30 protein-coding genes are annotated in these 25,424 nt (G+C 49.5%); all 30 read right to left on the reverse strand.

The genetic code is table 11. The features are described 5' to 3' along the window. Positions 1–55 precede the first annotated feature (55 nt). On the reverse strand, positions 56–832 hold the full coding sequence (uppS, locus tag AC6RNO_RS03145; protein WP_497104532.1) for an undecaprenyl pyrophosphate synthase: 777 nt from the start codon (positions 830–832) through the stop codon (positions 56–58). 65 nt (positions 833–897) lie between these two features. Continuing rightward, positions 898–1,452 (reverse strand): ribosome recycling factor, encoded by a 555-nt coding sequence (gene frr, locus AC6RNO_RS03150; protein ID WP_474683196.1) that lies wholly within the window; start codon positions 1,450–1,452, stop codon positions 898–900. A 3-nt stretch (positions 1,453–1,455) separates the two neighbouring features. Beyond that, a complete protein-coding gene (gene pyrH / locus AC6RNO_RS03155; protein ID WP_497104534.1) occupies positions 1,456–2,181 on the reverse strand; it encodes a UMP kinase in 726 nt (241 codons plus the stop codon). A 96-nt stretch (positions 2,182–2,277) separates the two neighbouring features. Next, entirely contained in the window at positions 2,278–2,928 is a 651-nt protein-coding gene (gene tsf, locus AC6RNO_RS03160) for a translation elongation factor Ts (RefSeq protein ID WP_497104536.1), read from the reverse strand. A gap of 102 nt (positions 2,929–3,030) precedes the next feature. Continuing rightward, a complete protein-coding gene (gene rpsB / locus AC6RNO_RS03165; protein ID WP_474683199.1) occupies positions 3,031–3,729 on the reverse strand; it encodes a 30S ribosomal protein S2 in 699 nt (232 codons plus the stop codon). Positions 3,730–3,969: 240 nt separating this feature from the next. Next, positions 3,970–4,500, reverse strand: a complete 531-nt coding sequence (locus AC6RNO_RS03170) for a hypothetical protein (RefSeq protein ID WP_474683200.1) — start codon at positions 4,498–4,500, stop codon at positions 3,970–3,972. After that, positions 4,493–5,125, reverse strand: a complete 633-nt coding sequence (locus AC6RNO_RS03175; RefSeq protein ID WP_497104540.1) for a hypothetical protein — start codon at positions 5,123–5,125, stop codon at positions 4,493–4,495. Before AC6RNO_RS03175 ends, AC6RNO_RS03170 begins: the two co-directional genes overlap by 8 nt. 64 nt (positions 5,126–5,189) lie before the next feature. After that, positions 5,190–5,513, reverse strand: a complete 324-nt coding sequence (locus AC6RNO_RS03180; protein WP_497104542.1) for a hypothetical protein — start codon at positions 5,511–5,513, stop codon at positions 5,190–5,192. A 24-nt stretch (positions 5,514–5,537) separates the two neighbouring features. Beyond that, complete coding sequence (locus AC6RNO_RS03185) at positions 5,538–6,947, reverse strand: FapA family protein (RefSeq protein WP_497104544.1); 1,410 nt, start codon at positions 6,945–6,947, stop codon at positions 5,538–5,540. Positions 6,948–6,980: 33 nt separating this feature from the next. Continuing rightward, positions 6,981–7,769 (reverse strand): FliA/WhiG family RNA polymerase sigma factor, encoded by a 789-nt coding sequence (locus AC6RNO_RS03190; protein ID WP_474683204.1) that lies wholly within the window; start codon positions 7,767–7,769, stop codon positions 6,981–6,983. Between the two features lie 19 nt (positions 7,770–7,788). Next, a complete protein-coding gene (locus AC6RNO_RS03195; RefSeq protein WP_497104546.1) occupies positions 7,789–8,190 on the reverse strand; it encodes a hypothetical protein in 402 nt (133 codons plus the stop codon). Positions 8,191–8,193: 3 nt separating this feature from the next. Beyond that, on the reverse strand, positions 8,194–8,688 hold the full coding sequence (locus AC6RNO_RS03200) for a chemotaxis protein CheD (RefSeq protein WP_497104548.1): 495 nt from the start codon (positions 8,686–8,688) through the stop codon (positions 8,194–8,196). After that, the gene (locus AC6RNO_RS03205; protein ID WP_497104641.1) at positions 8,685–9,272 is read right to left on the reverse strand and encodes a chemotaxis protein CheC; all 588 of its coding nucleotides are present in this window, start codon (positions 9,270–9,272) and stop codon (positions 8,685–8,687) included. Before AC6RNO_RS03205 ends, AC6RNO_RS03200 begins: the two co-directional genes overlap by 4 nt. A gap of 36 nt (positions 9,273–9,308) precedes the next feature. After that, on the reverse strand, positions 9,309–9,770 hold the full coding sequence (locus AC6RNO_RS03210; protein WP_474683207.1) for a chemotaxis protein CheW: 462 nt from the start codon (positions 9,768–9,770) through the stop codon (positions 9,309–9,311). Between the two features lie 67 nt (positions 9,771–9,837). After that, positions 9,838–11,901, reverse strand: coding sequence for a chemotaxis protein CheW (locus AC6RNO_RS03215; protein WP_488437568.1), 2,064 nt, complete (start codon positions 11,899–11,901; stop codon positions 9,838–9,840). Between the two features lie 52 nt (positions 11,902–11,953). Beyond that, entirely contained in the window at positions 11,954–13,057 is a 1,104-nt protein-coding gene (locus AC6RNO_RS03220) for a chemotaxis-specific protein-glutamate methyltransferase CheB (RefSeq protein WP_497104551.1), read from the reverse strand. A 52-nt stretch (positions 13,058–13,109) separates the two neighbouring features. Continuing rightward, complete coding sequence (locus tag AC6RNO_RS03225) at positions 13,110–13,979, reverse strand: MinD/ParA family protein (RefSeq protein ID WP_474683210.1); 870 nt, start codon at positions 13,977–13,979, stop codon at positions 13,110–13,112. Continuing rightward, a complete protein-coding gene (gene flhF / locus AC6RNO_RS03230; protein ID WP_497104553.1) occupies positions 13,976–15,301 on the reverse strand; it encodes a flagellar biosynthesis GTPase FlhF in 1,326 nt (441 codons plus the stop codon). The genes AC6RNO_RS03225 and flhF overlap by 4 nt, the downstream gene beginning before the upstream one ends. Beyond that, complete coding sequence (gene flhA / locus AC6RNO_RS03235; RefSeq protein ID WP_497104555.1) at positions 15,298–17,331, reverse strand: flagellar biosynthesis protein FlhA; 2,034 nt, start codon at positions 17,329–17,331, stop codon at positions 15,298–15,300. Before flhA ends, flhF begins: the two co-directional genes overlap by 4 nt. A gap of 23 nt (positions 17,332–17,354) precedes the next feature. Then, positions 17,355–18,449 (reverse strand): flagellar biosynthesis protein FlhB, encoded by a 1,095-nt coding sequence (gene flhB, locus AC6RNO_RS03240; protein ID WP_497104557.1) that lies wholly within the window; start codon positions 18,447–18,449, stop codon positions 17,355–17,357. Between the two features lie 15 nt (positions 18,450–18,464). Beyond that, the gene (gene fliR, locus AC6RNO_RS03245) at positions 18,465–19,262 is read right to left on the reverse strand and encodes a flagellar biosynthetic protein FliR (RefSeq protein ID WP_497104560.1); all 798 of its coding nucleotides are present in this window, start codon (positions 19,260–19,262) and stop codon (positions 18,465–18,467) included. 12 nt (positions 19,263–19,274) lie between these two features. Then, positions 19,275–19,544: a flagellar biosynthesis protein FliQ gene (gene fliQ / locus AC6RNO_RS03250; protein WP_497104562.1), complete on the reverse strand. Its 270-nt coding sequence runs from the start codon at positions 19,542–19,544 to the stop codon at positions 19,275–19,277. Positions 19,545–19,567: 23 nt separating this feature from the next. Further along, positions 19,568–20,341: a flagellar type III secretion system pore protein FliP gene (gene fliP, locus AC6RNO_RS03255; RefSeq protein WP_497104564.1), complete on the reverse strand. Its 774-nt coding sequence runs from the start codon at positions 20,339–20,341 to the stop codon at positions 19,568–19,570. Further along, the gene (locus AC6RNO_RS03260) at positions 20,338–20,970 is read right to left on the reverse strand and encodes a flagellar biosynthetic protein FliO (protein WP_497104566.1); all 633 of its coding nucleotides are present in this window, start codon (positions 20,968–20,970) and stop codon (positions 20,338–20,340) included. Before AC6RNO_RS03260 ends, fliP begins: the two co-directional genes overlap by 4 nt. Before the next feature lie 46 nt (positions 20,971–21,016). After that, positions 21,017–21,379 (reverse strand): response regulator, encoded by a 363-nt coding sequence (locus AC6RNO_RS03265; protein WP_474683218.1) that lies wholly within the window; start codon positions 21,377–21,379, stop codon positions 21,017–21,019. 28 nt (positions 21,380–21,407) lie between these two features. Beyond that, entirely contained in the window at positions 21,408–22,709 is a 1,302-nt protein-coding gene (gene fliY, locus AC6RNO_RS03270; RefSeq protein WP_497104568.1) for a flagellar motor switch phosphatase FliY, read from the reverse strand. Continuing rightward, a complete protein-coding gene (fliM, locus tag AC6RNO_RS03275; RefSeq protein WP_474683220.1) occupies positions 22,699–23,697 on the reverse strand; it encodes a flagellar motor switch protein FliM in 999 nt (332 codons plus the stop codon). The genes fliY and fliM overlap by 11 nt, the downstream gene beginning before the upstream one ends. Positions 23,698–23,732: 35 nt before the next feature. Beyond that, entirely contained in the window at positions 23,733–24,215 is a 483-nt protein-coding gene (locus tag AC6RNO_RS03280; RefSeq protein WP_474683221.1) for a flagellar basal body-associated FliL family protein, read from the reverse strand. Beyond that, positions 24,216–24,437, reverse strand: coding sequence for a flagellar FlbD family protein (locus AC6RNO_RS03285; protein WP_474683222.1), 222 nt, complete (start codon positions 24,435–24,437; stop codon positions 24,216–24,218). It abuts the gene before it with no gap. 82 nt (positions 24,438–24,519) lie between these two features. Then, entirely contained in the window at positions 24,520–25,335 is an 816-nt protein-coding gene (flgG, locus tag AC6RNO_RS03290; RefSeq protein WP_474683223.1) for a flagellar basal body rod protein FlgG, read from the reverse strand. Positions 25,336–25,424: the final 89 nt, after the last annotated feature.

Here is a 25,424-nt window from a genome sequence, read left to right on the forward strand (position 1 = left end):
GGCAGGATGAACCGCCTTTGCAAGCATTCGCTGAGTGTTACGGCAGCTGCCAGCATTAAATACCGCCGTATCTTCTTCCGCGGCGTTGGTATTCGGCTACCGCCTGCAAAAACAACGATTCCGTGAATTCCGGCCAGTAAGCATCCGTGAACCAAAGCTCGGAGTAGGCCAACTGCCACAACAGGAAATTGCTCAGCCTCAGTTCCCCGCTCGTTCGAATCAAAAGATCGGGGTCCGGCAAGTCGGAAGTTAACATATAATTGGAAAAACGGGCTTCATCCAGTTCATCCGGGTTTAATTTCCCGCTCTGCACGTCGCGGATAATATCCTTCACGCCGGCGATCATTTCCTTGCGCCCGCCGTAATTCAGAGCAAAGTTAAGGATAAGTCCGGAGTTGTCTTTCGTGCGTTCAATCGCATCTTCGATCGCTTTGAGCGTGTAGTCCGGCAAACCTTCTTTCCAACCGGTCATGCGGATGCGGACATTTTTTTCGATGAGCTCTTCAATCTCCATTGGAAAAAACTCCTGAGGCAGTTTCATCAGAAACTCGACCTCTTCCTTCGGCCTTTTCCAATTCTCGGTTGAAAAAGCGTACATCGTCAGCACCTTCACGCCGATATCGTTAGCCGCCATCGTGATTTTCTTGACATTTTTCATGCCTGAATGATGTCCCGCTACACGTGGCAATCCCCGCTTTTTTGCCCATCGCCCGTTGCCGTCCATAATGATGGCAACGTGCGCAGGCACATTATCCAAATCAATGTCAGGAAATTCTGCCGAGGTCGCATCTCTTGAAGCACTTCCTAGCCATTTCTTTATCGGTTTGAGCATCGTTGTTCCCCCACCTATGGAAAGATGAAAAACCCCCAGCGAATACCCGGGGGGCTGGCTCTATGTTACACTTCCATAATTTCTTTTTCTTTGGCCGCCAATACTTTCTCAACTTCGGCAACGAATTTATCGGTAAATTTCTGAATATCTTCCTGATGCTTGCGGGATTCGTCTTCAGAAATGCCTGCTTTCTCCAGCTTCTTGATTTCGTCGTTGGCATCGCGGCGAATGTTGCGGATGGCAACCTTCGCTTCTTCGCCGTATTTCTTCGTCATTTTCACAAGTTCGGCGCGGCGTTCTTCCGTCAAAGCCGGAATAACGATCCGGATCACACTGCCGTCGTTCGATGGCGTCAGGCCGAGATCGGATTTCATAATCGCTTTCTCAATCGCGCCCATCGAGCTCTTGTCCCACGGCTGAATCAGAAGGGAACGGGAGTCCGGCGTCGTCAGATTGGCAAGCTGATTGACAGGTGTCATGGCACCGTAATATTCGACTTGAATGCGGTCCAATAACGCAGGAGTCGCGCGGCCAGCGCGCAGCGAAGTCAGATCTCTTTTCAAAGCTCCGATCGCTTTTTCCATACGGTCTTCTGCGTTCTTTTTAATAGATTGTGGCATAGGTTAGACACTCCCTTTAACTGTAGTCCCGATTTTTTCGCCAAGGACAACGCGTTTGATATTCCCTTTTTCCGTGATCGAGAACACCACTAATGGGATGTTATTATCCATACAAAGGGAGGAAGCGGTGGAGTCCATGACGCCCAAATTGTTGCTGATAACTTCCATATAGGTCAGCGTTTCAAACTTTTTGGCAGACGCATCCTTGAACGGATCTGCGGAATAGACGCCGTCGACTTTGTTTTTCGCCATTAAAATGACTTCCGCCTCGATCTCGGCGGCTCTGAGTGCCGCCGTCGTATCCGTGGAGAAGTAAGGATTGCCCGTACCCGCCGCGAATATAACGACTCTCCCCTTTTCCAGATGGCGCATCGCTCTTCTTCGGATATACGGCTCAGCGACCTGCTGCATCGTGATCGAAGATTGCACGCGCGTAGGAACGCCGATCGTTTCCAGCGCATCCTGCAGCGCGAGCGAATTCATAACGGTCGCAAGCATGCCCATATAATCGGCCGTCGCCCGGTCAATGCCCTTGGCGCTGCCGGCGATGCCTCTCCAAATGTTGCCGCCGCCAACGACGATAGCAACTTCTACCTTTAAATCGACAACTTCCTTCACCTGTTCTGCGATGGAGGTAATGACTTCAGAATCAATGCCGTACCCCTGTTGTCCAGCTAAAGCTTCCCCGCTTAATTTTAGTACGACCCTCTTATAATAAGGTTGCTCCAACTTGTATAACCTCCGTTTCAATAGGTGAGCAGGATACCCGAAATTCACTAAAAAAGAAGGAACACCAAGTGTTCCATTCTTTTAGGGAATTGCGTATTAGAGTTTTACTTGGGACATAACTTCTTCGGCAAAGTTTTCTTGCTTTTTCTCAAGTCCTTCACCCAGCCCGAAGCGAGCGAAACGACGGATTGTAATGTTTTCGCCGATGGTTGCGATTTTTTCTTTCAGCAGTTGCTCGATCGTTTTGTCCGGATCTTTAACGAATGGCTGTTCCATCAAGCAGAACTCTTCGTAGTATTTGCCGATGCGGCCTTCAACCATTTTATCAACGATTTTTTCCGGTTTACCTTCGTTCAAAGCTTGGTTGCGAAGAATTTCTTTTTCTTTTTCCAGCGCTTCGGCAGGAACTTCTTCGCGGCGAACGTAAGTAGGGCTTGCTGCAGCGATGTGCATTGCGATGTCTTTGCAGAATGCTTTGAATTGATCGGTTTTACCTACGAAGTCGGTTTCACAGTTGATTTCCACGAGTACGCCAACTTTACCGCCGGCATGAATATAGGACTCGACAGCGCCTTCGGTTGCAATGCGTCCCGCTTTGTTTGCAGCGGCAGAAAGACCTTTCTCGCGAAGAATTTCGCCAGCTTTCGTCAGATCGCCATTTGCCTCTTCAAGCGCTTTTTTGCAGTCCAGCATGCCTGCACCAGTTTTTTCGCGTAATTCTTTTACCATTCCAGCTGTAATAGCCATTGAAAGGTACCTCCCGATTGTAATTATGTAGATATTCTTTAAAAAAAGGGTGATGACAGGCTGTTACACCTTCCAACCACCCTTTTTTCTCATTCCTATTAATTAAGCTGTCGTTTGCTCGCCTTGGTGAGCTTCGATAACAGCATCCGCAATTTTGGCAGTCAGCAATTTCACAGCGCGAATCGCATCGTCGTTACCAGGAATAACGTAGTCGATTTCGTCCGGATCGCAGTTCGTATCAACGATACCAACGATTGGGATACCCAATTTGCGAGCTTCCGCAACTGCGATGCGCTCTTTGCGAGGGTCGATAACGAACAAAGCGCTAGGAAGACCTCTCATGTTTTTGATTCCGCCCAGGAACTTCTCAAGGCGATCTTTCTCTTTGCGGAGAATGATAACTTCTTTCTTAGGAAGCACGTCGAATGTGCCGTCTTCTTCCCATCTTTCGAGCTCTTTCAAGCGATCGATACGTTTTTGAATCGTTTGGAAGTTTGTCAGCGTACCGCCCAACCAACGTTGGTTGATGTAGTACATGCCGCAGCGTTCCGCTTCTTCAGCAACGGAATCTTGAGCTTGTTTTTTCGTACCTACGAAAAGAATCGTTCCGTTCTCTTCGGAAACGGATTTCACAAAGTTGTAAGCTTCCTCAACTTTTTTAACCGTTTTTTGCAGGTCGATAATGTAAATGCCGTTTCTTTCGGTGAAGATGTATTTGTCCATCTTTGGGTTCCAACGGCGTGTTTGGTGACCGAAGTGTACCCCAGCTTCTAAAAGCTGTTTCATGGAGATAACTGCCATCTCCAATCCCTCCTCTGATTTGGTTTTTGTGGTATCCTCCGCATGTCGCATCTTCGGGCAAAACTTACGAAAGTAAGCACCATTGCGCGAATTGACGTGCGTGCGTTTTTAACACCGAGAATAAATATACCATATCTCATATAAGCTTTGCAACCTTTTATCCTGTCCCATGCATTCCCTATAGAAAGGGCCGGCGGGAGACGACGGCAAACGCAAAAACAGACCTCACAAAGACCTTGTTCAGCCTGTTTGCTGTTTGCTGATTAAGTTTTTGACGATTTGCTCCATCGTGAGGACGCCCTGAAATTCGTGAAAGCCGATTTGAATTTTGTATGCCCCGCCCTGCTTGTCCAGCTCTGCGGCAAACGCCTTTTGATCGGTAATAACGCCCGATTGCATAAGCAGCTCGCTGACGGCCGTCGCATCCAGATGCGGCTGCACATAAAGAACGGTGCGGCTGGGCGCCGGAGGACTCGTCTGCTCAGCGGGTTTGTCGGACGGAATGGCGGCGGCAAGCTTGTCCGTCTCTTCCTTGGCTTTCTTTTGCACGCCGGCGTCGAATTCATCCTGCGTGTACACCTTCACGTTTTTCTCATACACTTGATAAAACTTCGCGGCTTGTTCCTTCAGCTTCTGGGGCTCCATCTCCTCGATCGGAGTACCGGCGGGGGCCGCAGCCGGCCTCTGGGCTGCCAGCATAACCTGCAGCAGCAGCGCTCCGACAATGATGCCTGTCCCTATCCCGTATACGTAAGAGCGGTTTCTAAACACGAGTCCGTTCCTCCTGTCTGGAGAGCTGCAGTATCAGGTTGACCTCTCCTTTATTCATGCCCAGCTTCCTGGCTATAGCTTCGACGCCTTTGCCTTGATCGTACAAAGCGAACAGCTCCGCATATCTGCTTTTCATGCTGAGACCTGTGTATGCGGGCGTCTCCGCAGCCGCTTCGGCAGCCGTCTCCGCCGGCGCGGGACCCGCTTCAGGCGTTTGCTGCGCCGGGGTCGGCGCTGTTCGCTCAACGTGCCGAACGAGTTCATCGGAAGCGCTGCCTGCTTCTTCAGCAGCCTGGAACGCGCTCATCGCTTTCAAATTCAGCTGCTGGTTTACATGCGCTTTGTTAAGCTCGTGCGACAGCTCGTTTCGCTGCTTTTCCAACGACTCCAGCCTGCCGGACAACTTGGCCAACTCGACCTCGTAATCCTGCTTCGTCTTGGAAAACAGATTGAGAATAGCCTGGTTCTGCTCGTCCATTTCGGACGCGAAGTGTTCAATCGTCTCTTCGATCTCCTGAACGACGTTGGCCTTGGAAGCGGACGTCTCTTTTTTCGGTAAAAATCGTGCATAAACAATGAGGAACAAACCTAAAAGCACGACGTACATCCAAGGATGCAAAGTCAAAAGGCATCACCTTTTTCAATATACTTTTTCGAAATATTTTCGATATATAATAAGGAAAGCTTTTTCACAGCGTCAAGTCAATATGATGACCTTTGTACGGATGCTCGTGCGAGGAAGCGGACTGGGAGACACCTTTCTCCGGCTCCTGCCTCTCCTTCGCGCTTCCGCCTTCCTCCCGCTGCTGCCGGTGGCCCTGGTCCCTGATCTCCGCTCCTGCGCTCTCCTCAACCTTCGCGCTTCGCTGCCTGTCTCTCTCCGTCGTTTGCGAAGCTTGGTTTTCCAACACAGCCTCATCCTGCCGCGGCTTCTGCATAAGTTGATTTTGCCGTATGCCCGCTTCATCGTTCTTATGAACCGCAAACTGCATATCTATCGCTTTCAGACTCATACGCGGCATCTCCTTCTCGGCTTGTTATACGTAAGCGATCATCGCGATATCGCCGCCGCTCAAGCGGAACGTCACTCGGCTCGTAGGGTCCTTAATGAATTTCGTATACCGGCCGATGACGATTTTCGCTCCGCCGTAAATGGTCGAAAGGATTTCGATTTTCGCCTGCTCGGAGTCTTCCAACGACTTCTCGATGTCCAAAATCCGCTCTTTAATGCCGTTCTGCTCTTCCAAAGCTTGTCTTTTCGTATGGTTCAGCTTGACCCGCATCGCCACTTTATCCGGTCCGAGCTGTCCGGCAGCAGCCAGTTGGTCCAACAAAGTCAGCGCTTTTTCGGTTTTATCCATATTTTCCATATGAACCTTCAATTGGCTGCGCAGCTGAAGCATTTCGTTTCTGAGCTCGGGCAGCACGCCGACTTCAATAACCGTTGTGGTCGACATGGAATTGCCGACGGTTCTGGCCGTAACCCGTTCCCCGGCTTGTATCGTGCCTCCGACGATCAACCCTTTGGCCCCGTTGCAATTGACGGCTTTCGCCGCCCTGATCGTCGAATGCATAATGCTCTGAGCTACGTGCAGTTCCTCGCCGACTTCCACGGTCGCATCCTGGATGAACGCGCTTTTGACGTCTTTCCCCGCTTTGACGAAAGCTTTGCTCTGCCCTACGATTCCGGCGTTGATTTCAATGGAACCGTCGGCTTCAAGCTCAGCGGCTTCGACGCCTCCTGTGACGCGGATGTCGCCGGCCGCGCGGATTTTAAAACCGGGCAGTACATTGCCGCGAATGACCACCGTTCCGATAAAATCGATGTTGCCGATGTTGTAATCGACATCCCCGTTAACTTCATAGACAGGGAAAACATTGACTTTGTCGCGGTCGGTTTTGACGACCATGCCGTCAATAGCGGCATAAAGGGCTAACTGTTCGGCATCTGCAATCACGTTTTTGCCGATTTTGAACCGCGCGTCTTTTCCCGCTTTGGCGAAAAGCGTTTCGCCTGTCACGGCTCTGCCCGGAGTTCCTTCCGTCGCGGCAAATCGCTGGCCGATCAATTGCCCCTTTTTCACATTGTTCAGCGAAATCACTTCTTTATAGTCTACCTTGCCGTCTTCCAGCTCCAGCGGTTTTTTTTCCGATTTATCGAGGTTGTAAATATATTTAATATAGCCGTTCTGACCTTCGATCGCTTTGGTCCCTTTGGCAATAACAACCTTTTGAAACAAAAAAGGGTTGGGATTAGCGGCAATCTGTACAAGCTGTACGTGATCCAATCCGTGTACGATATGATGGGCGTTCAACAGTTCTTCCAATTGATTCACACTGACTGTAAAGCCGTCTTCCACATTGCTAATTTCCATAAATGCCGATAGTTTATCATCGGAGACGGAGATCGTGATATAGAAGTCTAAAGGCATGTTCCTCTCACCCATTGACCTTACCACCTTTCGTTCTCTCTCATTAAATTATGTATCTTGAAAAAGCTGCGACTTAAAGCGGCCAAGCGCGCCTTTCAGACGAAGAATCGCCTTGGAGTGCAGCTGGGAAATCCTTGATGGAGACAGGCTCATCACTTCCGCGATTTCGCTAAGGGACAACTCTTCGTAATAAAATAAAGAAACTACAGTTCTTTCTTTTTCCGTCAAACGTTCAATCGCTCGCGCCAAAGATTCTTTGAGAAAAAATTCATTTACTTTTGATTCGGGATTTTTCGCCTTCTCATCGATCAGCAGCGATAGACGGGTTTCGGCATCTTCCTCGCGGATCGGGTCATCGATCGAACATATCGACGTAATCGAGATATCTTGAAGCATCTGCTGAAACTCTCCCACAGAAACCTGGAGGTAGCTGCTGATCTCCGAATCCGTTACAGACCGAAGATATTGCTGTTCCAGCTTTTGGTAAGCATCCTCCACTTTTTTGGCTTTTTCCCTTACGGAACGGGGCACCCAATCCCCTTGTCTGAGCCCGTCGATAATAGCCCCCCGGATGCGCCACGACGCATAGGTCTCGAATTGCAGACCTCGCGAGTAATCGAACTTCTCCACGGCATCGATAAGACCCATGACTCCATAACTCGACAGATCTTCTTTGTAAACATTTTTCGGCAGCCCTATGGCAAGACGTCCTGAAACATAATCAACCAAAGGTAGGTAGTTCTCGATGAGCGCTTGCTTCGCAGGTACCCAACCTTGCTCTTTCCACTGCTGCCAGAGCTCGATATTAGCCAGCTGAGGTTGCTTTTGTACGATCATGGATTACGTTTCACCATCCTTAATCTTCTGACATTCGCCTTAATGCACCAGCCAGTTGTTCAGGGTCCAAATTAGTTTTGGTAGCGAGCTTGGGCGGATTCAGCGGTGCGAACTGCAGCTCGTTCGGATCCGCCGGCCTGCCGGCCGCCTCGTCTTCTGGAGTTGACAAATCGAGATTGTTGCCAATGTGCGATTCCGACGACGCTACATCATCATGCGGGAAAACGGTTTTGGATTGTTCGAACTGGACCAACAGGCCAAGCACCCATCTGAATCCGAAAGTCAGGACAAACAGGATTACAAAACTGTACAAGCTTTTTAAACAAGTTGTCAGCAGCAAATTATTCGCAATAGACAATGCAAAAGTTACAACGGCCGCTGCGGCAGCGACGATCAGATTGATTCGAATTGTTCCTACCATGGCTTAAATTTCCTTTACTCCTTGTTGGACACTGCGGATCAGCAAAATGCCGGACTCGCAATTGAACTCAATCGTGCGTCCGAAATTTGCACCCGTGTCCTCAGCTTTAATAGGAATTGCGAACTTCTTCAACATTTCTTTGCAAGATTCTACATTTCTCGGCCCGATTCTCATCGTGTCGTTATTGCCCGCAAACGCGAACATTTGAGCGCCCCCGGCCAGCTTGGCTTCAAGCCGGCTAATGCTTGCGCCGAGCTTCTCCATTCTGGCAATGAGTTCCGGAATGGCGGTGTCCGCATATTTAGCGATGTTGACGGAGCCTTCGCGGGCGATTTCCGATGATGGAAGCATGACGTGAGCCATGCCTGCGACCTTGACGCGGTTGTCGAACAGGGTAACGCCCACGCAAGACCCAAGCCCTGTCGTCTTCAATACGCCCGTCAGGTGCGCGACGTTCAGGTCAGCCATTCCTACTTTGATCATATTGTCTTGAGTCATGGAGAGTCTACCCCTAAAGCTACGAATATTTTCCCAAACGATTCCGGATCAGGGATTAGGAAAAAATGTCCCTGTACTTCATTTTCCCCTTCCAAAAATTTAGTATCGATTAATAAAGCCTGATCCCCCATTTCGCCAAACTGCAACAAGCCGTAACTCAGTATAGCTCCAGCCATATCGATAGCGAGCGAAGGTACGGTCGGCTGCATGTTCAGATGCGTGAAATCCGCCAGCGAAGACAAGTAAGAGCCGGCCAAAATGTTTCCTATTTCGTTCAAAGCGGAAAGTTCCAATTCGGAATATTCGTCCTCATTTTGAATCTCGAGCCCCACCAGGTCTCTCAAAATATTTTTAGCTGATTCCAAATGGAGGATGAAGAACATATTTCCCGGCGCATCGCCTTCGACACGCAAAAAGATGGCCAAAACGGCAGTCTCCGCTCCACCGACGCTTTCGCAAATTTCCTCAAAGGGCAGCATTCTCACCTTTGGCACCAACATATCGATCGGCTTGTCCAGAAGAGTGGAAAGCGCGGTAGCGGCATGCCCCGCGCCAATGTTCCCCACTTCTTTAAGCACGTCCATTTGAAAATCGGCTAGATCCTTAAACACATCCACTTGTTATTCCTCAACTCTTTCCAATTGTTGGATTTCGTGGCGATCCAGAACCTGCTCCAAATTAAGCAAAACGAGCAGCCGTTGCTCGCCGACGCGCGCGATGCCGTCCAAATATTTGGCTTTGATGCCGCCGACGATTTCAGGCGGGTTATCGATGTTGTCCGTATCGATATCGATAACGTCGTTCGCGGAATCAACAATCAGCCCGACTTCAAACTCGCCCTGGGATACGATAATAATGCGCGTCGCATCCGAATAATCCTGCGTTTCAAGTCCGAACCTGGATCTAAGATCGATAATCGGAATAACGACGCCGCGCAAATTGATGACGCCTTTAATAAACTCCGGCGCTTTGGGAACGCGGGTCATGGGCTGCATTCTTTCAATCGTACGTACCTTCTCTACTTCAACGCCATACTCTTCCGTGCCAAGAGCAAATACGATAACTTTCTTTTCTTCTCCCATTGTGAAACCCTCCTTAGAGTTTACCGGCTCTATTCCGGCTAATTGATCTACTTGATCTAATTGATCTCTACTTGATCAATGCATTCGGATCGATGATCAAGGCAACCTGCCCGTCTCCCAAAATCGTTGCGCCCGAAATTGCGAACAGCCCTGTCAAATATTTGCCCATCGTCTTCAACACGATTTCCTGCTGACCGATAAATTCGTCCACCATTAAGGCAACCTGCTTGTCTCCCTTGCGGACTACGACAATTTCGGTTTCCTCTTCCTGTTCCTCCAGGAAATCGGGAACTTCGAACAACTTGCTGAGCGATACTAACGGAATGACGGAATTGCGGTAGTCGATCATTTTGTTCCCGTGGATGTTGCGAATCTGGCTTCTTTGAATCGCCGCCGTTTCAACGATAGATGAGAGCGGAATCGCGTACTTCTCGCTGCCCAGACGGACCAGCATCGCCGAAATGATCGACAGCGTCAGCGGAAGCTGTACGGAAAATTTGCTGCCCAGACCCGGACGCGAATCAACCTGTACGTGGCCGCCGAGCATCTGGATCTTCGTTTTTACGACATCAAGACCTACCCCGCGTCCGGAAATGTCGGAAATTTTATCGGCCGTGCTGAAACCTGACTCGAACAGCAGGTTGTAAACTTCTTTGTCACTCAGCTTCGCCGCCTGGTCTTGTGTAATCAGGCCGTTTTTCAGCGCCGTTTTCAATACCTTCTCGCGGTTGATGCCTCTTCCGTCGTCTTCGATTTCAATAAATACGTGGTTTCCGCTGTGGAACGCGCGCAATTGAACCGTGCCCTGTTCGCTTTTGCGACTGGCCAAGCGGTCGTTAATCGGCTCTATGCCGTGGTCGATCGAGTTGCGGAGCAGATGCACGAGCGGATCGCCGATCTCGTCAATGACCGTGCGGTCAAGCTCCGTCTCGGCTCCGGTAATGACCAGATCGACCTTTTTGTTTAACGATTTGGCCAAATCCCGGATCATGCGCGGGAACCGGTTGAATACCGAATCTACCGGAACCATGCGCAGTTTCAGGACGATATTTTGCAAATCGCTGCTTACCCTCGACATATGCTCGACGGTTTCCGTCAAATCGTTGCGTTTCACTTCGCTCGCCAACTGCTCCAATCGAACCCGGTCGATCAGCAGTTCGCTGAACAAGTTCATCAGCGCGTCCAACCGCTCGATGTCCACGCGGATCGTCCGATTGGCGACGGGAGCTCCTCCAGCCGCAGCCGGCTTCGCTGGCGCCGCAGGACCCGGCTTGGCCGCCGGCGTCTCGGAAGCCGCCGGAACTGCCGCCGCTACCGCAGCCGCAATCTCCTGTGTGGCGGCTTCCACCTCGCTGATCGGACGCGACATCTCGGCCAGCGACTCCGAATCGACGGTAATGATGACGGCCGATTCGATCTCGGAAACTTTCAAAATCTCTTGTTCCAGCGAAGCCTGATCGATTTTCGAAATGTAGTAAACCGAAAAAGAACGGTCGAATTTCTCTTGTTCGATATCTTGAACCGAAGGCGTCGCTTTGACAATTTCGCCGTTTCTTTCCAAAGTATCGAATACCATATAAGCGCGGGCCGCTTTTAGAACGCAATCCTCGCGCACGCTGACCTCGATATAAAAGACGAGGAATCCGGCATCGATCGACTGCTGCAAAATGGAGTATTGATACTCATCGACCTCAATCCCTTTGGCTCCCTCTTTCTTCGGCGCAGCCGCCGCAGCTTGCGGCTTTTCGTAATCGCCCGTGACTATGGAACGGAGCGAAGCTACGATTTGGGTCACGTCCGCTTTGCCTGTCCCGCCCTGAATGATGTCTTCCACCATGGACTCCAGGGAATCCAGACTTTTGAAAATACAGTCAAAAATGAACGAATTCATCGCCAGCTTGCTGTTGCGCACCAAATCAAGGACGTTTTCCATTTCGTGAGTCAGAGAAGCGATATCCTCAAATCCCATCGTAGCGGACATGCCTTTCAACGTATGGGCGGAGCGGAAAATATTGTGCACGATGCTGATGTCCTGCGGGTTGCTTTCCAGACTGAGCAAGTTCTCGTTCATCGCTTGCAAGTGTTCTCTCGATTCATCGATAAACATAGATAAATATTGACTAAGTTCCAAACACACACACCTCCGGGTAGGATCAATAAGTAACCTGCTTGTCACAGCCTTCTCAAGTCAGCACGGCTTGGGACAGCTTCAATGCAATATCCTGTTGAGGCAGCACGTGCATCGCGGCCTTCAATTCGACAGCCGATCTCGGCATGCCGTAGACTACACAAGTTTCTTCACACTCTGCGATCGTGGTAACCGCTCCATGCTGCCGCAGAGCGAGCATCGCCTTCGCTCCGTCGCTTCCCATGCCGGTCATCAGGACGATGTGCCTCCTCAACTCGTTGAAAGCGAGCAGGGATTCAAACATGACATCCACCGAAGGCCGGTGGCCGGAACGGGGATCTTCCTTCGTCAAGCGGATTTTGTAAGTTTTGGACGTATCCCGGTATGCTGTCATGTGCCAGCCTCCCGGAGCTACATAAGCAGTAGCGGTCTGGAGCACTTCGCCTTCCTGGGCCTCTACGACCTTGATCTGCGAAATGTCGTTCAGCCGCTGCGCGAGCGATTTCGTAAAGTTGGGAGGCATGTGCTGAACGATTAGAATCGGCGCCGGAAAGCCGGCAGGAATTTGCGAAAGCACCTGATGCAAAGCCCGCGGTCCTCCCGTTGAAGTTCCGATCGCCACCAGATGCTCGAACTGGCTTACCCCCGCTGCGGGAGCTGCGCCGCCTTTCTGGTCAGGGGGCTTCATCATCGTCAAGCCGCTTTTTATCGCGGGAGGATGCATCACCCTGGTCGCAAGCGGTTGTATCGCCCGCAGCTTTGAGCGGACCGCGATTTGCAGCTTCTCGTGCAGCAGCTGCTTCACTTTGTACAAGTCGAGAGAAATCGAGCCCGACGGCTTTCGGATAAAATCGACGGCGCCCAATTCGAGCGCACGGATCGTTTCGGCGGCGCCTTCCTGCGTTAACGAGCTTAGCATGATAACCGGTGTCGGCTGTTCCGCCATAATCCGCTGAAGCGCGTCAAGACCGTTCATCTCGGGCATTTCCACATCCATCGTTACGGCGTCGGGACGCAGCAGCTTCACCTGCTCGATGGCTTCTTTGCCGTTTTTGGCGGTGCCGATAATGCGATACTGCGGGTTTTCAGAAATAAGATCGCTTATTATTCTGCGCATAAAGACGGAGTCGTCTACTACAAGTATGTTATAAGACGCCATGCTGCTTCCCTCCCTTTATGGGCTTCTTTGAAATTTGCCTCTCTAAGAATCCCTATTTCATAAGCCTTATCATTTTGTTCAAAAAGCCTCTCACACCTGTTGCCCCAAATTCGCCGGCCTGGGAGCCGCTGATAAACCGCTCGGCCAAAGCGTGGACGCTTTTGGAAGCTGCAGAGTTTGGAAAAGCGACCGTAAAAGGAATTTGCTTTTTCACGGCTTTGGATACCGAACTGTCGTCATCTACGAATCCCAGCGTAGGAATATCGAGCTGTAAAAATTGTTTGGCGACCATACTTATTTTATCGGCAGTTTGCTTGCCTTCTTTGAAATCCGTTACGCGGTTGATCACCAGTTTGAACGAAACCTTGTGGCCCATCGCATTCACCATTTTAATAATCGCATATGCATCGGTAATCGAAGTCGGCTCGGGAGTTGTAACAACGATCGTTTCTTCGGCGGCAAGAATGAATCTCAGTGTCTCCTTCGACAAGCCTGCGCCGGTATCGAATATGATAAAGTCGACATATCCGTTCAACTGGGCTACCTGCTCCGCGAAGTAATCCAGTTCCTCTTCCGTCAAACGAAGCAAATCGTTAAAACCCGATCCTCCGGCAATAAACTCAAGGCCGCCGGCGCCTTTTTGAATAATGTCCCAAATGCTTTTTTCCTTCTTCAACAGATGATACAAGCTGAATTTGGAAGAAACGCCCATCAGCACATCGATGTTGGCAAGTCCGATATCCGCGTCAAAAACTAGAACCTTGTAACCCAGAGACTGCAGCGTTAGAGCGAAGTTAAGCGTAAAATTCGATTTTCCGACGCCGCCCTTACCGCTTGTCACAGTGATAATCCTGGTTGCTCTGGTGCCTTTTTCATTTTGTATTTGTACCAGGTTCCGCAGCTCTTCTGCTTGGTCAGTCATGCTCCCGGTTCCTCCAGTAACAGATCGATGATTTGCTCTTCACTTATTTCCGATATATCGTCAGGAACGCTTTGACCGTTAGTCACGTAGGAGAGCTGCAGCGAAAATTCATGGACGAGGTTGAGGATCGCGCCAAAGGAGTCGGTCTCGTCCAGCTTAGTAAACAGAACTTTGTCCAGCTTGAATTTATTAAAATTAGTAGTAATTGCTTTCATATCCCGATACTTCGTCGTCATGCTGAGAACAAGGATCGTTTCGCTGTTTCCCTGTGTTTTGAGCAAGGCGTTCAATTCCGATACATACATTTCATTTCTGAAATTCCGGCCTGCCGTATCCATAAAAATAACGTCGCAGCCTTCCAGGTTTTGAAATGCTTTTGCCAAATCCTGCGGGGAAAATACGACTTCTATTGGAACGTTGAGAATCGTTGCATACGTCTTTAACTGCTCGATCGCCGCGATCCGATACGTATCTGAAGTAATGAAGCCGACTTTCCTTTGGTATTTCAACACCTGTTCGGCGGCAAGCTTGGCTATCGTCGTCGTCTTCCCCACGCCCGTCGGCCCTACGAAATGAACGACCCGGGTATCCGAAGAAATCCGCTTGCACTCGCCGGATCGAAGGATACCGTCAAGCTGCAAACGCATCAGCCGGAAGGCGGATTCCTCCGTCACCGTCTCGCCGCTTTGCTGCGCATCGAGCATGACTTGTTCGGTCAATTGCTTCGCCAGCAAAGGATCCACTTCCTGGTCGAGCAGCCTTTGCTCGAGTACTTGCAGCGGCTCGGGCAGCACCTCCGCCGCAGCCGAGGAAACCGTGAGCTTGCGCATCATTTCCTTCATCTGCTTGATTTCATCGAGCAGCAGCTCTTCCTTCTCCTTGACGCTTGCGGCCGCCGGCGCGCTGTGCGGCGCATAAGTTTGCTGCACAGCAGAAAAAACCGGAGCAGCCTTGGCAGGGACGGCTACAGCTTCTCTCCGTGCCGGAACGGCTGCAGCCAGAACGTCAGGTACTTCCGGGAAGTCGGAACGATAGACCGGCTCTTTCGCCGGAGCAGACGCCGCCGCCGGCATCGATGGAACGGCCAAAGGCTGCGGCGGTCTGGCAGGTTGAATTTTAGGCTGAGGCACGGCTGAACCCGTGCCGCCGGCATTCACATCGATCGCAGCGATGACCTCGATTCTTTTCTTGCCGAACATGCCGAGAAAACCGCCGGTTCGAATTTCTTTCGTATTCAATATGACGGCATCCTTGCCCAAATCGGAACGAATCTTTTGCAGCGCATCAGGCATGGAATCTACGACATATCTTTTTACTCTCATAAATTGACAACTCCCATGCTCTGAATTTCAACGCTCGGTTCAAGCTCGCTATAAGACAGGACAGGAATATCCTGCAGCGTGCGTTCCAGCATCTGCCGCAAATACATTCTGATCGTAGGCGAAGTCAGGATGACCGGCTGTTGGCCGGATTGAATCAGCTTGGACACTTGTTCGCTGACTCTGTGAAAAATAATTTGCGACGAAGACGGATCAAGCGCCAAATAACTGCCGTGCTCGGACTGCTGAACCGAATCGGCGATCTTTTTCTCAACGGAAGGGCCTACCGTAATCACTTTGAGCGAATCTCCGGAAGTTGTATATTGCTGGGTGATCTGCCTGGACAGCGCCTGCCTTACATATTCCGTCAATATTTCCGGGTCTTTCGAATACGAGCCGTAATCGGCAAGCGTTTCTAAAATCGTGACCAGATCGCGAACGGAAATTTTTTCTCTCAGCAGCTTGGCCAGCACTTTTTGCACGTCCCCGATCGACAGAACGGCAGGAATCAAATCGTCGACAAGCGCAGGATAAGATTCTCTGACATTTTCGATGAGCGCTTTCGTTTCTTGACGGCCCAGCAGCTCATACGAATGTTTCTTAATAATTTCCGTGAGATGCGTCGCCACGACGGAAGGCGGATCCACTACGGTGTAACCCGACAATTCGGCCCGTTCTTTGGCGGCTTCGTCGATCCATAAAGCCGGCAGGCCGAACGCCGGTTCTGTCGTTTCAATGCCCGAGATGGAATCGTCGTCAATTCCCGGACTCATGGCCAAATAATGGTTAAGGAGCAGTTCGCCCCGCGCAACCGTATTCCCTTTAATTTTGATGATATACTCGTTAGGTCGGAGCTGAATGTTGTCGCGTATCCGAATGACCGGTACGACAATCCCGAGCTCCAGCGCGCATTGGCGCCTGATCAGGATGATCCGGTCAAGCAAATCGCCGCCCTGCCCCGTGTCCGCCAGCGGAATTAGACCGTAGCCGAACTCGAACTCGATCGGATCGACCTGCAGCAAGCCGATAACGCTTTCCGGGCTGCGCACTTCCTCGATCTGCTGTTCTTCGACCATCTGCTCTTCCTTGATCGCTTTTTGATCGAGGTTCTTCTGCATCTTCATCGCTGAATAAACCAATACGCCGGCAACCGGGAACGTCGTGTACCAATGAATCGGCGTGAAAATGCCGAGCAGTACCAGCGTCCCAGCAACGATATATAGAAGCTTGGGCTGTGAAGTGATTTGGGAAGTGATGTCGTGGCCCAGGTTGCCTTCGGAAGAAGCCCGCGTCACAATAAGACCGGCAGCGGTAGAAATGAGCAGCGCTGGAATTTGGCTGACCAGACCGTCGCCGATCGTCAAAATCGAAAATGTTTGCAGCGCTTCCTGAAAAGACATCCCTTTCATCGTCATTCCGATAATAAAACCGCCGATCAGGTTGATGATGAGAATGATGATGCCTGCGATGGCATCCCCTTTTACGAATTTGGTGGCACCGTCCATCGCTCCGTAGAAATCGGCTTCGCGTTCAATCTTTTGCCTGCGCTCGCGCGCCTGCGTTTCGTTAATCAATCCTGCATTCAAGTCGGCATCGATACTCATCTGTTTCCCCGGCATCGCATCGAGCGTAAACCTCGCCGCAACTTCGGCAACACGCTCAGAACCTTTGGTAATAACGATAAATTGAACCAGGACAAGAATGAGGAATACGACGAATCCAACGACAATGTTGCCCTCGGCTACGAAAGAACCAAAAGTTCGGACCACGTTACCTGCTTCGGCGTGCGCCAAAATGTTCCGCGTAGTAGAAACGTTCAGCGCCAACCGGAACAAGGTCGTAATCAACAACAAGGAAGGAAATATCGAAAACTGGAGGGCCTCCTGTGTGTTCATGGCCACCAAAATGATCATTAATGCGACTGAAATATTAATAATCAGCAAAAAATCCAACAAAGGAATAGGAATCGGTACAACCATCATTAGAATGATTCCGATGATTCCTACCAGGACGATTAAATCTTTGATTCTCAACAGTATGTACCTCCATTCCTTGTTTATCTAGTCTTGCCTTTCATTCTGTATACGTAAGCCAGCACTTCGGCAACGGCTTGGAACAATTCGGCGGGAATCGCCTCGCCGATCTCTACCTGCGCGTGAAGCGCGCGTGCCAGCGGCTTGTTTTCCATCGTTAAAATTCCGTTTTGCTTCGCGACTTCCCTAATTTTTAGAGCGATATGATCGGTGCCTTTGGCAATGACGGTCGGCGCCTGCATATTGCTCGAATCATATTTCAGCGCTACGGCAAAGTGCGTAGGGTTCGTAATAATAACATCGGCTTTAGGCACCTCCTGCATCATCCGCTGCATCGCCATCTGGCGCTGCTTGGCGCGGATTTTTCCTTTAATGAAAGGATCGCCCTCGCTTTTCTTGTACTCATCCTTGATGTCCTGCTTCGACATCCTGATGCTTTTTTCAAATTCATATTTTTGATATATGTAGTCGAGTATGGCCAGCACGACAAGAATGGCGCCGATCTTGATTCCCAGCTTAATCGTAATCGAAGCGATGAACGAAAACGCGGTTTCGATCGGTGCATGCCCGAGCCCGAGCAGCTTCACTTTCTCAGCCATCAATGTGGAATACACGACATACCCGATGATGCTCATCTTCAAGCTGGATTTCAAAAATTCGACGATGCTGCGAAGCGAAAAAATCCGTTTAAATCCGGAGAACGGATTGATTTTATTAAACTTCATCATCAGCGGCTCGCCGATAAACATAAATCCGATCTGCAAATAATTTCCCATAACCGCGATCACCAACGCCAATATGAACAGCGGGGCCAAAATGATCAGACCTTGCGTGACAAGTTCGGCAAACATCACTTGCACATTGCCTTTCGTGACGTCCATCGTCAGCTGATGCTCAAATATGTTGCGGCAAATGCCGACAATCCGTTCTTTCATAAACCCGCCGAACATGAGAAAAGAAACAAAAGAAAACAGTAAGATGAGGGCCGCGGGCAGTTCCATCGACTTGGCGACTTGCCCCTGCTTTCGCACTTCCTGTCTTTTCTTCGGTGTCCCGGGTTCCGTCTTTTCTCCAGCAAACCATTGCAAATCCAACTGCAAACGAAGTTTGTGAGACACAGCTTTCCTCCTGGCTTACGGCGCTTGCTTCTGTGAGCCCGCAATGAGCTGAAGCATTTTCTCCATAGACTCGAACATGGCAGAAAACAATCCCTGAAACTGCGAGATCAGCTCCGGAAACAACAGAACTAGCAGTATAAAACCCAACATCATCTTAAGCGGTGCCCCAATGACGAAAATATTGAACTGAGGCGCAACCCGGGTTAAGAGACCGAGCCCTAAATCGGTTAAAAAAAGCGCAGCGACGATCGGCGCCGCAAGTTGAAAAGCCAGGTAAAACATTTTACTGAAAGATTGGAACAAAAAATCCGAAATTTGTCCGCCATAAATTCTGTCAAACAATTGGTTATCCAGCGGAACCCATCGATAGCTTTCCATGATCGCTTTCAAGAAATAATGATGCCCGTCGAAAGACAGGAACAACAGAATGGCAACCATGTACTTCAAATTCCCCAGCATCGGGGAAGACGTCCCGGACAATGGATCAATCACATTCGCCATGCTGAAGCCGATTTGCATATCCATGAAAGAACCTGCCGTTTGAACGACCGTAAAAAATATGTGAGCAAGAAACCCCAGAAGAATGCCGATCAGCATTTCCCTAATAATTAACAGTATGTACTGCCCGTCGATCGCTACCGAATGATCCATCCCCATGCCAGAGAAAACAATCAATGAGATAAAGATGGATAACCCGATTTTGAATACCGTAGGCACATTGCGTGAGGATAGGACCGGCACCACGACAAAGAATGATGTAATTCGACAAAAAATAAGCATAAAGCTAGGCAAAAGCTGAAAAAAGAGTCCCATTTCCCTCACAACCTATCCAACAAATTTGTAAAGGTTGTTCAGCAAATTATAGGTAAAGTCGACCAAAGTATTCATAATCCACGGACCGAAGATGAGTATCGACAGCAGCACGGCTACGATCTTTGGCACAAAAGCAAGGGTCTGCTCTTGAATCTGTGTTGTCGCCTGAAAAATACTGACGATCAAACCTACCACCAGACCGATTACCAGCATGGGGGCGCTCGCTTTGAGAACCGTATACACGGCTTCGCCCGCTATGCGTATTATGAATTCCGAACCCATTTAAAAGACCTCCGTCATCTTGATCATGTGCTGTAGCTGAGCAGTAACGATTTCACAACAAGATACCAGCCATCTACTAAGATGAACAGCAAAATCTTAAACGGCAGCGATATCATGACCGGAGGCAGCATCATCATCCCCATTGCCATCAGGGTGCTTGATACGACCATGTCGATGACTAAAAACGGAATAAAGATCATAAAGCCCATCTGAAAAGCAGACTTCAATTCGCTGATTGCATACGCAGGAACCAAAGCCGTAATGGGAATGTCGTCTACGCCCGTAGGCTTCGGCGCTTTGGTGTAATCAAGAAACAGCTTGAGATCCTTTTGACGCGTATGGTCAAACATAAACTTCTTCATCGGGCCCGCAGCTTTTTGAAAGGCCTCTGTCTGATTGATCTGGCCGTTCAAATAAGGCTGCAGTGCCGTTTTGTTCACCTCGCTGAGCGTAGGCGACATGATAAAGAAAGTTAAAAATAAGGCTAGCCCGATGATCACCTGGTTCGGCGGCATCGATTGTGTGCCTAGCGACGTACGGACAAAACCGAGTACGATGACAATCCGAGTAAAGCTCGTCATCAAGATGAGAATGGACGGAGCCAGACTCAAAACGGTCAGCAATAGCAAAAGTGTAACTGTACTGGACGATCCGCCGGCACTGCTTGTTCCGATGTTCAAGTTAATTCCGGGGATCGGATTGTTGGGATCAGGGTCCGCAGCAGCGGCTGTCAACGAGCATGCAAAAACGGACACTACAGCAATAAGTACAATGAGTGCTAATTTGTTTCTTTTCATTCGCCATTCAACCGATCTTTTTGTTTTTGATCCGACATCCATTCTTCCACGCTTTTGTTGCGGGTCGTCACACGCTGCAGCTTATCCTGAAATACCTGATGGAAGGAAGCGGGAATCTCCTCTTCCTCTTCGACCGCTTTCTTGCCGAGCGGAAGCTTGCTTAACCATTTGCCTACAGGAATGAAACCTTGCTGCTGAGCTTGCGACGAAGTAAGCAGTTCCGTTATGTAAGCCACTTCATCGGCGTCATTGATTTTATCCAGCAGCTGGATATTGTCACCGACGCCAACTACAAAGAGCGAATGACCGATTTCGACGATTTGAATCGATTTGTTTTGTCCAAGCGGCACACCGCCGAGAGAACGAATCGAATTTCCGAAGAAAGAGCCCTTGTTTTTTTTGGCTAAGTATTTAATAAGAACCAAGAACAGCAAAATAATGAATATGAGAAAAAATATGACCTTGCCGATCATTTTAAACGAATCCAACGTACTGCTTCCCGCCGTAAAATCAGGCTCAGGCAAGCTTTGGCCCGGCTCGATTTCGGCAAAACATACAGTTTGGACGTACAGCATGAGGACAAGTCCGAATATCGCGGCTAACGGCAGTTTGGCTAGGAGTCTCCTCATGGTCACATCCCTTTCGGTTTACGTAAGACTCTACCGAACGAGAACGTTATCCGAGAGTCTTTTTGATCGCTTCAATAACGCGGTCCGCCTGGAACGGTTTCACGATGAAATCTTTAGCGCCGGCTTGAATTGCGTCAATAACCATCGCTTGCTGGCCCATCGCGGAGCACATGATGACTTTCGCGTTAGGTTCCATTTTTTTAATCTCTTTTAATGCTTGAATACCGTCCATTTCAGGCATCGTAATATCCATCGTGATCAGGTCCGGCTTCAATTCCTTGAACTTCTCGATCGCTTGCGCTCCGTCATTCGCTTCCCCGCATACTTCATATCCGTTTTTGGATAAAATATCCCGAATCATCATTCTCATAAAAGCAGCATCATCCACGATAAGAATTCGGTTAGCCATTAGTAAACAGTCCCCCTAGGAAATTAAGTTATTGTAACTTTTGGATTCTTTCCCACTGATTCACGATGTCAGTGACGCGAACCCCAAAGTTTTCATCGATGACGACGACTTCGCCTTTGGCAATTAGCTTATTGTTCACCAAAATATCTACAGGCTCCCCGGCCAGTTTGTCCAATTCGATAATCGAACCTTGAGACAGTTCCAGAATATCCTTGATCACCTTATGGGTTCTACCCAACTCAACGGTTACTTTAAGCGGAATATCGAGCAGCAAATTAAGATTCGTATCATCCGCAAGCGCCATGGAACCGGATTGCAAGTTGCCGAATTGAACCGGCTGCACGTTTACATTGCGATTCGGCATTCCGCCGTATGCAGCTGCCGGAGGTTGTCCGTACATCGGTTGTTGAGGCGGATACATCGGCTGTTGAGGCGGGTATGTCGGATGCCCCATTGGCGGCTGCTGATACATCGGCTGCTCATACGCAGGCGGTTGTTGATACATCGGCTGATTATGCTGCGGAGCAGCGGGTGCCGTCGGCGGCGTTTGAACTTCTTGCCGTGCTGGAGCGCTAGGCTCAGCAGGAACGTGCGTCGGCGCAGAAGCCTGTGCCGCAGGTGCCGCTTCCATGGCCGAATCGGAGCCTCCGCCCATAAGAGTGGATACCATTTCTTTGGCAAACGGCACTGGAAGGAGCTGCATAATATTGGAATCGATCAAATCGCCAATCGTCAGTCGGAACGATATTTTAATAAATACGTCCTCATCCGGTAATTTTCCTTCTCCTTTCGACAAATTTAATATGTCGATTCCAGGAGGAGAGATATTGACAAACCGGTTGAATATGGTAGACATCGAAGTTGCCGACGAACCCATCATTTGATTCATCGCTTCCTGCACGGCGCTAATATGAATCTCGCTCAGATTCTCATCTCCGCCGGTGCCGTCCCCGCCCATCATCAAGTCGGCGATAACTTGGGCATCCCTTACTTTAATAACAAGCAAGTTAATGCCGTCGAATCCGTCCACATAATTAACGTGAACGGCAACATGCGGTTTTGGAAACTGTTCTTCCAATTGCTCTTTCGAGATGACCGACACTAGCGGAGTCGTAATGTCCACTTTTTTACCTAACAAAGTCGAAAGCGCAGTCGCAGCACTGCCAAACGTAATGTTTCCGATCTCCCCAAGGGCGTCCTTCTCAAGTGAAGACAAATATTCTTCAATTTTGGGAGCTGTATGAATGGAAGCGTCAGAACTGTCATCCGAAGTCTGCCTTAACAAAGCATCAATCTCTTCTTGAGACAAATAATCTTTATTATTCGTCATGATCTTCTTCTCCTTCATTCACGATATCCGTGACTTGCACGGCCATTTTTCCTCTAACGGTACCAGGGCTTCCAAGATATTTGAGCTTCTCGCCCACTTTCACTTGGAGCGGAGCGTCAACAGTTTTTTGCAGCGGGATGACGTCCCCGATCGCCAGGTTCAGGAAATCCCGAACCGAAATTTCCGATGTTCCCAGCTCTGCAATCAAGGGCAGCTTGGCTTTCTCCAAACGTGACTGAAGTGCTTCGACTTCTTCGGGAGCTCTCGATTTCTTTTGCGAGACGAACCAGTGATGCACGGATAGTCGAGGCATGATCGGTTCGATGACGACGTGCGGAATACACAGGTTAATCATCCCTGTCGTATCGCCGATTTTGGTGCTTAGCGAAATTAACGCGATCGTTTCATTGGGCGAGACGATTTGCATAAATTGCGGATTCGTTTCCAGAGCTTCCAGTCTTGGCGATATGTCAATAACCGTTTTCCAAGCCTCTTGAAGGCTATCGAAAGCTCTGCTGAAAATTCGCTCCATGACAATCGTTTCGATCTCCGTCAACGTATTGATTTTTGTGGGGGATGTACCTGCTCCGCCCAGCAAACGGTCCAACATGGCAAAAGCTACATTGGGATGCACTTCAAGCACCATTCGACCCTCTAAAGGTTCTGCTTCAAAGATGTTCAAAATGGTCATTTTAGGGATCGAACGAATAAATTCATCGTAAGGCAGCTGTTCAACCTGCACCACGTTAATTTGCACGAACGTACGAAGCTGAGCGGAAAAATACGTCGTTAAAAAGCGCGCAAAGTTCTCGTGAATACGGGTTAAGCTTCGAATATGATCTTTGGAAAAGCGCACTGCGCGCTTAAAGTCATAAGCCCTAACCTTCTTTTGCGTCTCCTCTTTCTTGAGCTCTTCCGCATCCATTTCTCCGGAGGATAGAGCGGCAAGCAAGGCGTCGATCTCATTTTGCGACAACACATCAACCATAGAGTCACCCCCTTAGAGCCAAGTTCATATGCGAGCTATTGAAGCACTTTATCGGTGATCCAAATCTGCTTGATTTTACCTTCTTGCAATGACGGATTCAGTTTATTCATCAAGTTGGAAGTCAGAAGATCGTTTCCTTTGCTTCCTTGAACCTGTTCGGTGGTCATGTCGGCGAGCGTTTGAACAATCGTTCCTTTCACCGCAGAATCAAGCAAATTATCGAATTCGGCTTTCCCCTTGCTGTTTTCGAGTTCAAAAGCCAAGGTCATTTTAATGAAGCCGCCGCCTGAAAGGTTCGTCAAAATATCTTTCACGTAAGCGGTATTGGCCTTAACTTGTTCAGCCGTCGGCGGTTTCGTCGGTTTGACCGATGCAACTGCCGCTTGAGCTTGTCCGGACGGATCTTTTGATTCGTTATTTTTTTCCATGTAATTCCACAGTACAAAGGCAGCTGTCAAAATCAGCGTAATGGCGATAAGTATGGAAACGATAAGTATAAAAATTTTATTCTTGAACACCTACGAACCCTCCGCATCCCTGGACAATATTGTCGCTCGAATCGAACCAATTTCCTGCATGTAGGTTCGCACTAAGCTTACCACAACCTCGGCCTTTTCGAGAACCGTGATTTTCTTGCCTGTTGTCAAGGTAATCATGGTATCCGGGGTTTCTTCAACCATTTCTATCAAGAGTGCATTGATGATTACGAGCTTGCCGTTTAACCGAGTGAGAGAAATCATTATTCTCCTCCTGCACAAGTATGGGGGGAGGCTGCTTGTAAAGGCCGCTCCTCCCCGCCCTATCTTACATTCAAGCTAAAGCCTATCGTTTCAGGTTGACGACCTCTTGAAGCACTTCGTCAGAAGTTGTAATAATTCTTGAATTCGCCTGAAAACCGCGCTGCGCAACGATCATTTCCGTGAATTCGCCCGTTAAATCTACGTTCGACATTTCAAGCTGGCCTGAAATCAGCGAACCTGCCCCCGAACTCCCTGGCGCTATCGGAGCTATTTCCGTCGTTGCGTTGGCGTTCGCGGTCATCTGGTACAAGTTCCCGCCTACTTTTTGAAGACCGGCAGGGTTCGTTACTTTCATAACCCCGATAGTCGCTACGGTTGAAGTCGCACCGGCCGCATCCACGCCGATAATGTCGCCGTTCTTGGCGATCGAGAACGAAAGGATGGTGGCAGGATCGATGTTAATCGGCGCGCCACTGGTATCGAAAACATGAAGGCCGTCGGCCGTAACAAGATTGCCGTTAGCATCCAAAGAAAAGTTGCCCGCTCTTGTCAAGTAAGTTTGCTCACTTGTGCCCGCAGCGTTTCCGACAAGGAAAAATCCGTCCCCGTCAATCCGCAAATCCGTGGCCACATTGGTTGTTTGCGCACTGCCTGCCGTATGAACCGTATCGATGGCCGCCAGGCTAACACCAAGACCTACCTGCTGGGCGTTCACTCCACCGCGAGTATCGTTCGGAGCGCTGACACCTGCGACCGTCTGGCTTAAAATATCTTTGAACATAACCCGGCTCTCTTTGAAGCCGATCGTGTTCACGTTAGCGATGTTATTGCCGATAACGTCTAATTTTGTTTGAAAACCACGCATACCAGAAACGCCTGAATATAATGACCTTAGCATGTAGCAGCCTCCTATTGTTCTTGCAAATATTGATGCGAGCCGCTTCTATCGTTCGGCGGCTCCAGGCCTCCTAAACGGTCCGGCCTGAC

This window comes from Paenibacillus sp. sgz302190 (assembly GCF_059820445.1).